Origin of the sequence: Paraburkholderia kirstenboschensis (assembly GCF_032806925.1) — a bacterium.
Taxonomy (GTDB): domain Bacteria; phylum Pseudomonadota; class Gammaproteobacteria; order Burkholderiales; family Burkholderiaceae; genus Paraburkholderia; species Paraburkholderia kirstenboschensis.
In genome coordinates this window covers 905,867-920,082 of the sequence record NZ_CP136512.1, presented here as the reverse complement: position 1 = coordinate 920,082, position 14,216 = coordinate 905,867, and the positions used below count along the sequence as shown (strand labels likewise).

General features: G+C 62.6%; 11 protein-coding genes. 6 read left to right on the top strand and 5 right to left on the bottom strand.

All coding sequences use genetic code 11. The annotated features are described in order from the left end of the window. Positions 1 to 248 precede the first annotated feature (248 nt). The 6 genes from xylA to RW095_RS12775 all read left to right on the top strand — a co-directional run bounded on the left by xylA (position 249) and on the right by RW095_RS12775 (position 8,554). Positions 249 to 1,571, top strand: coding sequence for a xylose isomerase (xylA, locus tag RW095_RS12800; RefSeq protein ID WP_317019366.1), 1,323 nt, complete (start codon positions 249 to 251; stop codon positions 1,569 to 1,571). Positions 1,572 to 1,712: 141 nt separating this feature from the next. Next, entirely contained in the window at positions 1,713 to 2,741 is a 1,029-nt protein-coding gene (gene xylF / locus RW095_RS12795; protein WP_317019365.1) for a D-xylose ABC transporter substrate-binding protein, read from the top strand. A gap of 80 nt (positions 2,742 to 2,821) precedes the next feature. After that, positions 2,822 to 4,381, top strand: a complete 1,560-nt coding sequence (xylG, locus tag RW095_RS12790; protein WP_317019364.1) for a D-xylose ABC transporter ATP-binding protein — start codon at positions 2,822 to 2,824, stop codon at positions 4,379 to 4,381. After that, the gene (locus RW095_RS12785) at positions 4,378 to 5,577 is read left to right on the top strand and encodes a sugar ABC transporter permease (RefSeq protein WP_128589706.1); all 1,200 of its coding nucleotides are present in this window, start codon (positions 4,378 to 4,380) and stop codon (positions 5,575 to 5,577) included. The genes xylG and RW095_RS12785 overlap by 4 nt, the downstream gene beginning before the upstream one ends. 236 nt (positions 5,578 to 5,813) lie before the next feature. Beyond that, on the top strand, positions 5,814 to 8,081 hold the full coding sequence (locus RW095_RS12780) for a xanthine dehydrogenase family protein molybdopterin-binding subunit (RefSeq protein ID WP_317019363.1): 2,268 nt from the start codon (positions 5,814 to 5,816) through the stop codon (positions 8,079 to 8,081). A gap of 14 nt (positions 8,082 to 8,095) precedes the next feature. Then, entirely contained in the window at positions 8,096 to 8,554 is a 459-nt protein-coding gene (locus RW095_RS12775; protein WP_317019362.1) for a (2Fe-2S)-binding protein, read from the top strand. Between the two features lie 231 nt (positions 8,555 to 8,785). Here the strand turns inward: RW095_RS12775 and RW095_RS12770 are convergent, their stop codons facing one another. The 5 genes from RW095_RS12770 to RW095_RS12750 are packed head-to-tail and all read right to left on the bottom strand — an operon-like array spanning position 8,786 to position 14,191. Beyond that, positions 8,786 to 10,351, bottom strand: coding sequence for an efflux transporter outer membrane subunit (locus RW095_RS12770; RefSeq protein ID WP_317019361.1), 1,566 nt, complete (start codon positions 10,349 to 10,351; stop codon positions 8,786 to 8,788). Next, complete coding sequence (locus RW095_RS12765) at positions 10,348 to 11,304, bottom strand: HlyD family secretion protein (RefSeq protein ID WP_317019360.1); 957 nt, start codon at positions 11,302 to 11,304, stop codon at positions 10,348 to 10,350. Before RW095_RS12765 ends, RW095_RS12770 begins: the two co-directional genes overlap by 4 nt. A 7-nt stretch (positions 11,305 to 11,311) precedes the next feature. Continuing rightward, complete coding sequence (locus tag RW095_RS12760) at positions 11,312 to 11,521, bottom strand: DUF1656 domain-containing protein (protein ID WP_020068937.1); 210 nt, start codon at positions 11,519 to 11,521, stop codon at positions 11,312 to 11,314. A 33-nt stretch (positions 11,522 to 11,554) separates the two neighbouring features. Continuing rightward, positions 11,555 to 13,657, bottom strand: coding sequence for an FUSC family protein (locus tag RW095_RS12755; protein ID WP_317019359.1), 2,103 nt, complete (start codon positions 13,655 to 13,657; stop codon positions 11,555 to 11,557). A 6-nt stretch (positions 13,658 to 13,663) separates the two neighbouring features. Further along, positions 13,664 to 14,191, bottom strand: coding sequence for a MarR family winged helix-turn-helix transcriptional regulator (locus tag RW095_RS12750; RefSeq protein ID WP_317019358.1), 528 nt, complete (start codon positions 14,189 to 14,191; stop codon positions 13,664 to 13,666). Positions 14,192 to 14,216: the final 25 nt, after the last annotated feature.

Here is a 14,216-nt window from a genome sequence, read left to right as displayed (position 1 = left end):
TGTCTCCTATGTCGACAGAGTGGGCGCTATAGCGTCTTTTTCTGGTTCGATGTTTTTAAGCGTCCGGTTATTCTAGGCCGCGAATTGCGCACCGGTGCAAAACAAAATCGCGGGCGGTAAGAAACATCAAGCACGCTGCGCAATTTCGCAATTGCCGATGCTTCCCGCAAGCGGCAGCATGGCGTCACCTTACCGACCGGCGCGGCCACGTCGCACGGGTTGCAGTGCAACAAATACTGGAGACGCTGATGTCCTACTTCGAACACATTCCCGAGATCCGTTACGAAGGCCCGCAATCGGACAACCCGCTTGCCTACCGTCACTACGACAAGAACAGAAAAGTCCTCGGTAAAACGCTCGAAGAACATCTGCGCATTGCAGTGTGCTACTGGCATACGTTTGTCTGGCCGGGCGTCGACATTTTCGGTCAGGGCACATTCAAGCGCCCCTGGCAGCAGGCTGGCGACGCAATGGAAATGGCGCATCTGAAAGCGGATGCCGCGTTCGAATTCTTTTCGAAGCTGAGCACGCCGTACTACACGTTCCACGATACCGACGTAGCGCCCGAAGGCACAAGCCTGAAAGAATACAGCGAGAACTTTTCCCGCATAGTGGACTACCTCGCGCGCAAACAGCAGGACACCGGTATCAAGCTGCTGTGGGGCACGGCCAACCTGTTCTCGCATCCGCGTTATGCTGCGGGCGCGGCCACGAGCCCCGATCCAGAAGTATTTGCGTTCGCCGCGACACAGGTACGCCATGCGCTCGACGCCACACAACGGCTCGGCGGCGAGAACTACGTGTTGTGGGGCGGACGCGAAGGCTACGACACGCTGCTCAATACCGATCTCGTACGCGAACGCGATCAACTCGCGCGCTTCCTGCATATGGTCGTGGACCATGCGCATAAGATCGGCTTCAAAGGCTCACTGCTGATTGAGCCGAAACCGCAGGAGCCGACCAAGCATCAATACGATTACGATGTCGCGAGCGTGCATGGATTCCTGCTGCAATACGGGCTTGCGAAAGAGATTCGCGTGAACATCGAGGCGAATCATGCGACGCTTGCGGGTCACTCGTTTCATCACGAGATCGCGACGGCCTATGCGCTCGATATCTTCGGTAGCGTAGACGCGAATCGCGGCGACCCGCAAAACGGCTGGGACACGGATCAATTCCCAAATAGTGTGGAAGAACTGACGCTCGCCTTCTATGAAATCCTCAAGCACGGCGGGTTCACCACGGGCGGCATGAACTTCGATTCGAAAGTGCGTCGGCAAAGTGTCGATCCGGAGGATCTGTTTTACGGTCACATCGGAGCTATCGATAACCTCGCGCTTGCCGTCGAACGCGCAGCCGTGCTGATCGAAAACGACCGTCTCGACCAATTCAAGCGTCAGCGTTATGCGGGGTGGGAGGCCGAGCTTGGACGCAAGATTCTTTCGGGCGACTACTCGCTGTCGGCGCTCGCCATCGAAGCGCTGTCGCGCGATCTGAACCCGCGGCACGCGAGCGGCCAGCAGGAGCGCATGGAAAACATCGTCAATCAGGCGATCTATAGCGGACGCTGAAGAGCACTGTTGCACTTGAATAAAAAGCGCGGACATATACCGCGCGAATAAAAAGCTTTGGGTTGTCGCTTGTCCGGACCTGCGGCTCGCAGCGCAGGCCGTCCAATCCGGAATTCCGGCTATCAGAAGAAGGAGACAGAGATGAAATTCGCAACACGTCGTACTGTACTGAGTTCGCTCGTATGTGGAGCGGTGCTGGCCAGCCTGTCGCTTGCGGCGCCGCTTGCGCATGCGAGCAAGGATCACCCGGAGATCGGCTTCTGTATCGACGACCTGCGCGTCGAACGCTGGTCGCGCGACCGTGACTATTTCGTCGCGGCTGCAGAAAAGCTCGGCGCGAAAGTGTCCGTGCAATCCGCCGATGCGAGCGAGGCGCGGCAAAACTCGCAGATTGAGAACCTGATCTCGCGCGGCGTCGATGTCATCGTGATCGTGCCGTTCAATTCCAAGACGCTTGGCAACGTAGTCGCCGAAGCTAGAAAGGCGGGCATCAAGGTGGTTTCATATGACCGCCTGATTCTCGACGCCGACGTTGACGCCTATATTTCGTTCGACAACGAGAAGGTGGGCGAACTGCAGGCGGAAGGTGTTTATAAAGCGCAACCGAAGGGCAACTACTTCCTGCTTGGCGGCGCGCCGACCGACAACAACGCGAAGATGCTGCGCGAAGGGCAGCTCAAGGTGTTGAAGCCCGCCATCGACAAAGGCGATATCAAGCTGGTGGGGCAGCAGTGGGTGCCGGAGTGGAGCGCGTCCACGGCGCTGCGCATCGTCGAAGACGCATTGACCGCCAACAACAACAAGATTGACGCAATCGTTGCGTCGAACGACGGAACCGCCGGCGGCGCGATCCAGGCGCTGGCTGCGCAGCACATGGCGGGCAAGGTGCCCGTATCGGGTCAGGACGCCGACCTCGCGGCGGTCAAGCGGCTCATTGCGGGCACGCAGACCATGACCGTCTACAAACCGCTGAAGCTGATTGCAGGCGAAGCGGCAAAGCTCTCGGTGGCACTGGCCAAGGGTGAGAAGCCTGCCTTCAATGCGCAATACGACAACGGGAAGAAGAAGGTCGACACGGTGCTGCTGCAGCCTACGTTGCTCACGAAGAGCAACGTGGATGTGGTCATCAAGGACGGCTTCTACACCCAGGCCCAGCTCGCGAGCCAATGAGCGTAACGTGCGCGCGCTTCACGCCGATACATGCGGCAGCGTATCCGCATGAACGCGCGCCCTGCAGCGAGGCATAGCGAATGACGCAACCGTTACTGACGATGCGCGGCATCGTCAAGGCGTTTTCAGGCGTAAAGGCACTCGACGGCATCGACCTGACGGTCTCGCCGGGCGAGTGCGTCGGCTTGTGCGGCGAGAACGGCGCAGGCAAATCGACGCTGATGAAAGTACTGTCCGGCGTATATCCGCACGGTACCTGGGATGGCGAAATAACCTGGGAAGGCGAGCCTCTCAAGGCAACGAGCATACGCGACACCGAACGCGCCGGCATCATCATCATTCACCAGGAGTTGATGCTGGTGCCCGAGTTGTCGGTAGCGGAAAACATCTTTCTCGGCAATGAAATGACCCTGCCGGGCGGCCGTATGAATTACGCGGCGATGTACCAGCGCGCTGACGAATTGCTGCGCGAACTCGGCATTAGTGGAATCAACGCGGCGCAACCCGTTATGAACTATGGCGGCGGCCACCAGCAGTTGATCGAAATTGCCAAGGCGCTGAACAAGCAGGCGAAGCTGCTGATTCTCGATGAACCGTCATCATCGCTGACTTCCTCCGAGATTGCGATCTTGCTCGACATCGTGCGCGATTTGAAGCGGCGCGGCGTAGCCTGCGTCTACATCTCGCACAAGCTCGACGAGGTCGCCGCGGTTTGCGACACGATCAGCGTGATCCGCGACGGACGGCATGTCGCCACCGAGCCAATGCGTGCGCTCACTACGGACCGCATTATTTCGTTGATGGTCGGCCGCGAGATCAAGAACCTGTTTCCGCGCGAGCCGCATCCGATCGGCGATGTCATTTTCGAAGCGCGCAACGTAACCTGTTTCGACGTAACGAATCCGCGCCGCAAGCGCGTAAGCGATGTGTCGTTCGCATTGCGGCGCGGCGAGATTCTCGGCGTGGCAGGTCTGGTCGGCGCTGGCCGCACGGAATTGATGCAGGCGATCTTCGGCGCTTATCCTGGCGTGAGCGAGGCGACGGTCGTAATGGAAGGCAAGACGGTGAAGATTCGCGCGCCGATCGACGCGATTCGCGCGGGCATCGGCATGGTGCCTGAAGACCGCAAGCGTCATGGCATCGTGCCTGGTCTAAGTGTCGGCCACAACATTACGCTCGCGGTTCTGCAGCGCTTTTCTTCCGGAGGACGTATCGATTCGGCCGCCGAACTCGACACGATTCACACGGAAATGAAGCGGCTTTCCGTGCGCGCCGCGCATCCGATGTTGTCGATCGCGAGTCTTTCGGGCGGCAATCAGCAGAAGGCCGTACTTACGCGAATGCTGCTGACCGACCCGAAAGTACTGATCCTCGACGAACCCACGCGCGGGGTCGACGTTGGCGCTAAATTCGAAATCTACAAACTCATTTTTCAACTGGCGCAGCGCGGCATGTCGATCGTGATGGTGTCGTCGGAATTGCCGGAAGTACTCGGCATTAGCGATCGCGTGCTGGTGATCGGCGAGGGCGAATTGCGTGGCGATTTCGTCAACGACGGCCTCACGCAGGAAGACATTCTCAGCGCCGCTATCCGTCCCGTGCAGCGAGTCCCGAACCCAACCGCAGCGAGTGCCGCATGACGCCCGACGTTACTTCACAACGTGCCGACGATACCGCGCCGCGAGGCGCATTCGGCGGCCCACAGCGTATCCAGCAACTATTCGCGCGTTACAAGATTCTCGCGTTGCTGATCGCCGTGGCCGCGATCTGGATTTTCTTTTCGGTTCTAACGCATGGCGCGTTCGTGACGCCGCGCAATCTGTCGAACCTGCTGCGGCAAATGTCGATTACCGGCATGCTCGCATGCGGCATGGTCTTCGTGATCATTGCGGGCGAGATCGATCTGTCGGTCGGTTCGCTGCTCGGTTTGCTCGGCGGCGTGGCCGCGATACTCGACGTGAACCGCCACTGGCCGATAGGCGTCACGTTACCGGTGGTGATGCTGCTTGGCGTGCTCGTCGGCGTTTTCAACGGATGGTGGTCCACATACCGGCGCGTGCCTTCGTTCATTGTCGGCCTTGGCGGCATGCTCGCCTATCGCGGCATTCTGCTCGGTGTGACGGGCGGCTCGACCATCGCGCCGGTGTCCGACGGCTTCGTGTTCGTCGGGCAAGGCTATCTGCCGACGCTTGCAGGCGATACGCTCGCCGTGGTGTTATTTGTACTGCTCGCGTTTCTGACGATACGTCAGCGCCGCAATCGCGAGCGCTACCAGTTGAGCGTGGTGCCGGTCTGGCAGGACGTCGCGAAGGTGATCGGCGCAGGTGTGATTCTGGCGGGCTTCGTTGCGACGCTCGATCGTTACGGCGGCATTCCGGTGCCCGTTCTGTTGCTGCTTGCGTTACTCGGTATTTTCACGTGGATTGCCACGCAGACGGTGTTCGGGCGACGCATCTACGCGGTCGGATCGAACCTCGAAGCGACGCGTCTTTCTGGCGTCAACACGAATCGCGTGAAGCTTGCCATTTTCGCGTTGATGGGCCTGATGTGCGCGTTCGCTGGGATTGTGAATACGGCGCGGCTTGCCGCAGGTTCGCCGTCGGCGGGCTCGATGGGCGAACTCGACGCGATTGCCGCGTGCTTTATCGGCGGCACCTCGATGCGCGGCGGTTCGGGCACCGTGTACGGCGCGTTGATCGGCGCACTCGTCATGGCAAGCCTCGACAACGGCATGTCCATGCTCGACGTCGACGCCTATTGGCAGATGATCGTGAAAGGCAGCATTCTCGTGCTGGCCGTGTGGATCGATGTGGTGTCGGGGTCGAACAGGCGGTGAGGTTGTTGATTGTCTGGGCGGTCCCCGCCTCAGACCCCGACATTTAATGAAACGCCCCACGACTCCCAACAAACCCGGCGCCCAAACGAAAGGCACCATCCCGCGCCCGCATCGCTTCATCGGACGAATTTAAGTTCGCGCCCCCTTCCCCGTCTTACTACTATTGCGGGGAACGCAGGGCGCGATCTGGCGCCTTCACAGCTTGTTACCGGCGGCAAGCGGATAGGCCAATCGTCATGAAGCGCAGAACCTTCCTTGTTGGCGGCGCGGGTGCACTCGGCGCGTTGCTGGTCGGCTGGTCGGTGCTGCCCGCGCGACAACGGCTCACCACGGCCGCGCCGCTACCCGTCGAGGGCACGCAAGCGGCGCTCAACGGCTGGGTGAAGATCGCCTCGGACAACACCGTGACGATCATGATGTGTAAAGCGGAAATGGGGCAGGGCATCCATACCGGCCTCGCGATGGTCCTCGCGGAAGAACTGGACGCCGACTGGTCCCGCGTGCGAGTCGAAGACGCGCCGATCGACAACATCTACAACAGCGTGCAGAGCGTCATTGACGATCTGCCGTTTCGTCCCGATCACGACAGCATCACCAAGCGCACGATCGTCTGGTACACACGCAAACTGATGCGCGAGGCCGGCACGATGATGACGGGCGGTTCATCGAGCATCAACGATTTATGGATGCCGATGCGCGAAGCAGGCGCCTCGGCGCGCGCCATGCTGATCGCGGCAGCGGCGGCGCAATGGCATGTGCCGGCCGGCGAGTGTGTCGCGCAGGGCGGCTACGTGAGTCATCGGTCGGGACGTAGGGCGAGCTTTGGCGAGTTGTCGCCGATGGCGGCTCAGCGAGCTTTGCCCGACAAGGTCACGTTGAAAGACCCCGCCAGTTTCAGGCTGATTGGCAAGCCGCTGCCTCGTATCGAAGCCGCTTCGAAGCTGAACGGCACCGCGCGTTTCGGCATCGACGCGTTGCCCGACGGCCTGCTGTACGCGAGCGTCGTGATGTGTCCCACGCTCGGCGGCACGGTCGCGAGCTTCGACGCCGCGTCGGCGGAAAAAATGCCGGGCTGCATCAAGGCGCTCCCCTTCGCGCCGTACAACGGCGGCACGGGCGGCGTTGCCGTGATCGCAAACAACCCGTTTCGCGCGATGAACGCGGTCGACGCCATCAACGTAACGTGGCATCACGGCGCCGCGGCATCGCTCTCGAGCGCCGAAGTGGAGCGCCGCCTCGCGCTCGCACTCGACGACGGCGACGGCCACGCGTACTACCATCGCGGCGACATTAACGACGCATTGAGCCGCGCGGCGCACACCATCGTCGCCGAATATCATGCGCCGTATCTCGCGCACGGCGCTGTCGAACCGCTCAATTGCACGGTGCAGGTCGCGGACGGCGCGGCGACCGTCTGGGTGTCGACGCAAGTGCCAGCGCTCGCGCGGCATCACGTGGCGAAGGTTCTGCATATCGACGACGACAAGGTCAGTGTGCATGCGCAGTTGCTCGGCGGCGCGTTCGGGCGGCGCCTCGAGCTCGATTACATCGCCCAGGCCGCGGTGATTGCAGGCGAGGCGGACGGCCACCCTGTGCAAACTTTGTGGTCGCGCGCGCAGGACTTCACGCATGATTTCTACAGGCCGGCATGCGTGGCCCGGTTGAGGGCCGGCCTCGACAACAACGGCAAACTGATTGCGTGGCACAGCGCATCCGCGAGTCAGGCGATCGTGCCCGAAGCGCTCTCGCGTTATTACGGCGTGCCGCGCCTTCCGATCGACAAAACCACTTCTGAAGGCGCATTCGATCAGCCATACGAGTGGCCCGTGGTGCGAGTGGCGCACAAGATCGTGGAATTGCCGGTGCCTGTCGGCTTCTGGCGATCGGTCGGGCACTCGCATCAAGCCTTCTTCACCGAGAGCTTCACCGATGAACTCGCTGCCGTTGCGGGAGACGATCCGGTGGCGTTTCGCGCTGCGCTGCTTGCGCAGCACCCGCGGCATCTGGCGGTGCTGCAGCGCGTGGCCGCGCTGTCGGACTGGCACCAGCCGCTGACCCATGCCGCCGATGGCGCGCCGCGTGCGCGTGGCGTCGCGCTTCACGAGGCGTTCGGCAGTGTGGTAGCGCAAGTCGCGGAAGTATCGATCGGACCGCACGGCCGGATTCGCGTGCATCGCGTCGTGTGTGTGATCGATTGCGGCTTGCCTGTGAATCCCAACCTGATTCGTCAGCAGATGGAGAGCGGCGTCGTATTCGGCCTCTCCGCCGCGTTGCAGGACGAGATCACGATTGCGAACGGGCAGGTAGAACAGAAGAACTTCGTCGACTTTCCGGTGGTGCGGATCAACGATTGCCCGGTGATCGAAACCGACATCATGCCGAGCCGCTTGCATCCGCAGGGTGTCGGCGAACCGGGTGTGCCGCCGGTTGCACCCGCCGTTGCGAATGCGGTGTTCGCGCTGACCGGCAAGCGTCTGCGCACATTGCCCTTGACGCTCACGTAAAGCGGGAGACACGCATGCGATCGCTGAACATCAACGGCCGAGCGGTGGCAGTGCAAGCGGAGCCCGATATGCCGCTATTGTGGGTGCTGCGTTGCGAACTCGGCATGACCGGCACCAAGTTCGGCTGCGGTGTCGGGATTTGCGGGGCGTGCACGGTGCACCTGAACGACAAGCCGTGCCTGTCATGTCAGACGACAATGGCGAACCTGGGTACGCAGAAGATAACGACCATTGAAGGGATGCAAGGTGCCGAGGCGCAGGCATTGAAGGCCGCCTGGATCGACCTCGATGTGGTGCAGTGCGGTTATTGCCAAAGCGCGCAACTGATGGCCGCCTGCGCGCTGCTCAAACAGAAGCCGCATCCGACTGACGCTGACATCGACGCGGCAATGAGCAACATCGTATGCCGTTGCGGCACGTACCCCCGCGTGCGCGCTGCGATTCATCAAGCGGCGAAGCGCCGGCCTGCGTAATACAGCCGGCGACAGCCGGCGCTTCACGGGCGATGGAGTCAGCCTGCCAGCATCTCGACCACGGCCACGACGGCCGTAAAGATACCAATGCATCCGCCCAGTGCTGCTGCGCTTTTCATGAACGACGACATAGCTTGGCCTCGTAACGTGTGGTTGGTGGCACGTATTTAACCGCAATTGAAAGGCAAAAGAAATGTCGCCAAAAATAAATCGTAAGCTTGCGCGCCGGCGTTATGGAGCTTGGGTCACCGGCGTTGCCTGTTGTGCTTTTGCGGGCGTCGCCGCCGATGTTGCCGGCACTCGGGGCGCGGTTTGCTGCGCCGCTTCCCAACCGCCGCCGAGAGCAAGGAACAGATTGACCTGATCGATGGCCACCTGGCCTTCCGCGACCGCCACCTGAGATTTCGTCGACGTCAGCGTGCGGGTAGCATCCAGATCCGAGATGAACGACTCGCGGCCCGCGCGATAGAGCCGATGCGTTTCATCCGCGGATTGTGCCGCCGACTTCAGCGCGGCGCGCAATGCGTCAGCGCGAGCGTAGTCGGAGGCATACGTGGCGAGGCTCGTTTCGGTTTCGCGCAATGCGGTGAGCACGACGCCGTCGAAGCGGGCGAGCGCGACCTGACTCGACGCCTGCGCTTCGCGTACGCGGCCACGCGCGCCGTTCGCCGGGAACGTCCAGCTGATCAGCGGACCGAAACCCCAACGCGCGGTCGGCGAAGTGCCGAGATCTTCGAGAACGCCTGTCAAACCCGCCGATGCGCCGATGCTCACCGTCGGATACAGCGCGCCGGTGGCAACGCCGATGCGCGCCGTGGATGCCGCTAACTGACGCTCGGCTTCGCGCACGTCGGGCCGGCGCCTGAGCAGCGCGGCGCCGTCGCCCACCGGAATCGGCTGACGGATCTGCGGCAGCTTTTCGCAAGCCAGAACCGCGGGCGGCAGGTCGGACGGCGCTCGCGCGAGCAAAGCCGCGAGCCGGTACTGCGCAATCTTGCGACGCGCGGTGTAGCGCGGAATATCCGCGGACAACGTATCGACCTGGGTCTGGCCGCGCGTGACCTCCGTCTGATTGCCGCGGCCGGCATCGCGCAGACGGCGCGATACATCCACGCGTTGCCTCTGCAATGCAAGCGACTGCTGCGCGATTTCCAGTTCCTCGGCCGCCGAGCATTGTTCGACGTAGGCGCGCACCACGTCGGCTACCACCGTGATTCGCGCAAGATCGGCTGCGGCCTGCACGGCCTCGGTGTCGGCTTGCGCCGCTTCCACGCCGCGCCGCAGCTTGCCGAACAGATCGATCTCGTACGCGACGCTGATGCCGATGTCGCCTTCATTCACGACCGGCAGTTTTTCAGTCAGCAAGTATTGTTCGGCCGATTCCTGCGCGCGTTGGACCACCGCCGAAGCCTTGCCGGAAAACCCGCCCTGCGCCTGCGCGACGCCCAGCGCCTCGCGCGAGCGTGCGAGATTCGCGGCGGCCACGCGTAAGTCGGTATTGGATTGCAGCGCTTCGTCGACGAGACCGTTCAGCACAGGATCGTCGTAGAGCTTCCACCATACAGCCGGTACGTTGCCGCGCGAGGTGAGCGAAGCGTCCGCGCCCTCGATCTGCGCATTCGCGAGCGGCGCGTTGACGAGTGCGTCTTTCGGCAGCGAGTAGTTGGGGCCGACATTCATGCAGCCATTGAGCGCCGCCGTGAGAGGCAGCAGCGGCAGCAGCCGCAGCCGCAGCTGCCGTTGCAGTCGCGGCAGCCCGAGCGAGCGCAGAAACGGCACGGTGAGCGACAGTTTCATTGCGAGGCGCCCGAAGTGGCCGCAGCAGTCGCAGGCTGCGCAGCGGAAGCGCTCGAAGCCCCCGCGGCATGGGAAGCGCGCGCGTTCGCCAGGTCGCGCACCGACACCGTAGCGGTGCGCCCGGCGATCATGCGGAAATCGGCGGGCACTTCATCGAGCGCGACGCGCACCGGAATGCGCTGCGCGAGCCGCACCCAACTGAAGGCGGGATTCACGTTCGGCAGCAGATTGGAGCCTTGCGTGCGGTCGCGGTCTTCAATACCCGCGACGATGCTTTGCACGTGGCCGCGCAGCAAATGCGGCTCGCCCATCACATTGATGTCAACCGGCTGGCCGATGTTGATACCGCCCAGCTTGGTTTCCTCGAAGTAGCCGTCGACACGAAACGAATGCATATCGACAACCGAAAGCACCGCCCGTCCGGCAGCGACGAATTCGCCGGCACGCGGCGCGCGGTCGTTCAGGTAACCGTCGACGGGGCTCATGATCGTCGCGCGTTGCAGGTTCAGCTTTGCGGTGTCGATCGCGACGTTCGCGTCCGCGAGCGCCGCTTCCGCCTGGTCGACGCGCGAGCGGCTTTCTTCCGCGACTTCGGCGGCGACCAGATTACCGAGCTTGCGATTGCGTACGTCCTCACGGCGCGCCTGATCGAGCGTGGCGCGGCGTTGCTGCGCGGTGGCCTGGGCCTGACGCAGAGCGAGCGTATAACGCGCCTGGTCGATGACGAACAGCACCTGGCCTTGTGTGACCTGCTGGTTGTCCACCACCTGAACCGATGAAATCAGCCCCGACACGTCCGGCGCGACCTGGATCACGTCGGCGCGCACGTGCCCGTCGCGGGTCCACGGCGCGAACATGTAGTAGCCGACCAGCTTCCACAGCACGAGTGCCGCGGCCACGACGACGATCAGGGTCAGCACGATCTGACCGACGGAGAACCAGGTTTTTTTCACGTTGATTTCACGAAACGAGTCTGTGCGAAACGACGACGACAAGGCCCAGCACCAGCACATAGATACCGAGGTCGAAAATGGAGCGATGCCACACGAAGCGGTAAAAGCCGACGCGTGCAAGCGCCGTGCGAATGGCGAGGTTGATCAGATAGGCGACCAGCATCAGCACGAGCACGGCCGGCACGAACACGCCGAAGATGTCTATTTCACCGATCATCGCGGGAAGGGAGCAGAGGTGTTGAGCGGGCCATTACGCGTTGGCCTCCGCGGCGGGCGGCGTGGGTGTCTGCAGCGTGGCCGGAAATAGCGAAAGACGCAAGCCGACAAGCGCATGCAGCGCCTCGCGCAAATGGCGTGCCGAAGCCTGCGAGATCGCGCCCGGCGCGCCGGCGTTGGCGAGTCCTTGTGCGATGACGCGCGCAACAGCCGAATCGATCGACGACATCAGACTGTCCGGCACCGGTTGGCGCGAGCGACGATTCACGCAGTTTTCGTAATAGGCGCGCACGCCGTCGAGCGCGTGGTCGATCTCGGCCGCCGCTTCCCCGCCGAGCTTGCGCGTGAGACGGCGCAAGTCGAGTGCATTGAACGCAATGCGCAGGTCGCGAAAGCTTTCGATGGAAGGATGGCGATGGTCGTCGGTCGCGGCAAGCCGCGGGATCAATTGCATCAAACGGTCGAGCATGCGGGCTGCGTGGTTGCGCGGGTCTTCAATCGTCCGCGTGGACGCGGTCAACGCGACGTCGGTCCAACTCGAACGCAACAGGCGCGCAGCCGCAAGTTCGGCGCCGAATGGGCGCGTGACCCGAGTCCACAAATACGCATACAGCAGCCCCGCGAGGCCCGCGAGATTGCTGTTCAGGAAGGTCAGGAAGTTCGCATCGTACGCGTCCTGGATGCTGATGAACGTGGCGGTGTTCACTGCGACGAGCACCGTGGCCAGGTTGAACTGCGGACGCGGAATCAGCGTGCCCACGAGAATGAACGGCGCGGCGAACAGGACCACGAGCATCGCAAAGTCATGCACGTGCGGCAGTACGGCGAACAGATAGACGCCTGCCGCCACCACGGCGACAGCCGTAGCGACGAAAAAGCGGAAGACCATTGGAGCGGGTTCGTCGAGCGCGGCAAAAAAGCAGCAGGCGACCGCGGCAAGTGTCACGGCGCTGGCGCCGTCTGCCCAGCCCGAGCCGATCCACAGACTGCACGCGAGAATGACAGCCGCCGCCGCCGAGCCGGTGGAGAACAGCATCATGCCGCGATCGTAGAAGCGCTCGGTGCCGCCGAGCCGCCAATGACGAAAACGAGGACGCCATGAGCCTTCTTCACGCGTGATGATGATGCGCAGCGACCGGCAGTCCTGCCATACGTCGATGACCTGCCTCATGCGCCATAGCGCATTCGACAGCAGTGCGCCGTCCCATGTCGCGAGCGCGGCGGGCGGCGGCTGCATCGCCGCAATGCGCTCGCGCAGCGCATCTGCGGCGGCGTCCGGATGATTGCCCTCGCTGGCTGCAGGCAGAGGCGCATTGAACCACTTGATGACGTCGGCAAGCAGCGCCTCCAGACCGTCCGGCCACTTGTGGCTACCACTGTTGTACAGCGCGATCAGCGGATCGGCGAGCGACGACATGATAGGTAGCAGCAGTTGCATGCGTCCGCGAAGTTCCTGCGCGCGCGTGAGGATGTCGGGGCGTGTGTGGTCGTAGGCCAGTTGGCTCAACAGCAATTCCAGCCCGTTGATGGTGGTCGCGAGCCGCTGTCGCGCGCCGGATATCGCTGCTCCCGCGATACGGCCCGACAGAGTTTCGGTCGCGTAGAACGCGGCGTCGCGAAACCATGCGTCGGTCCGTTCGATGATGGTCGGCGCGAGCCGGCTCGGAAACAGCACGCTGCCCACAATGCTCGCGCAGACGATGCCGAGCGTGATCTCTTCTGTGCGGCTAACGGCGAGATCGAACACGCCGGCCGGATTCGTGACCGCAGGCAGCGCGATGATCGGCATCGTATAGCTCGCGAGCAGGAACACGTAGCTGCGCGCAGTGCGGTCCGATACGGCGAGATAGAGCAGCGTGCCGACCCATAGCGCGAGAATCACGCTGAACAGATACGGAGATTCGACGAAGGGCGGCACGAGCAGTACAGCCGCCGACGCACCCAGCGCGGTGCCGAGCGCGCGATAGATCGCCTTTGAGCGCGTTGCGCCGACGAACGGATTCGACACGATATAGACGGTCGCCATTGCCCAATAGGGCCGTGGCAACTGAAGCGCCAGACCGATGTACAGCGCGATCATCGCGGCGGCAAATGTCTTGACCGAGAACAGCCAGTCGCGAACGGAGGGGTAGATCATGACGCGTTACGCCGATCTGTTGACGTTGCGCGGCGCGGTTGTGCGGCTGGGGCGGCTTGTGCGGTTTGTGTCTTTGGCCGGGCTGGCGCTTTCGGACTCTTCCGCGGAATCGGCAGTGAACGCGGCAAGCACGCGCAAGGTCGCTTCGAGATCGCTGCGTGAGACGCCCTTGAGCGCCTGCGCACGCAGTGTGACCAGTTCCTCTTCCATTTTCTCGGTCACGGCGCGGCCGGCTCTTGTCAGCACCACCGTTTTGGCGCGGCGGTCTTCGGGATCTTCGTCGCGACGCATCAGGCCCGCGGCACAAAGTTGATCCAGCAGACGCACGAGCGAAGGGCCTTCGATGCCGATGTACTCGGCCAGCGTGACCTGACGAACCGCCTCGCCGAGCCGGCTCGCGGTAAGCAGCGGCGTGGCGCACGCCTCGGAGACGTTGAACGCGGACAGCACGCCATGACTCGTGCGCCGCCACTTTCTGGCAGCGATCACGAGTGTGCTGCTCACTTTGCGGCGTAAGGCGTCGAGATTCGTCATGGCCGGTATTGTATTTCCAAAACAA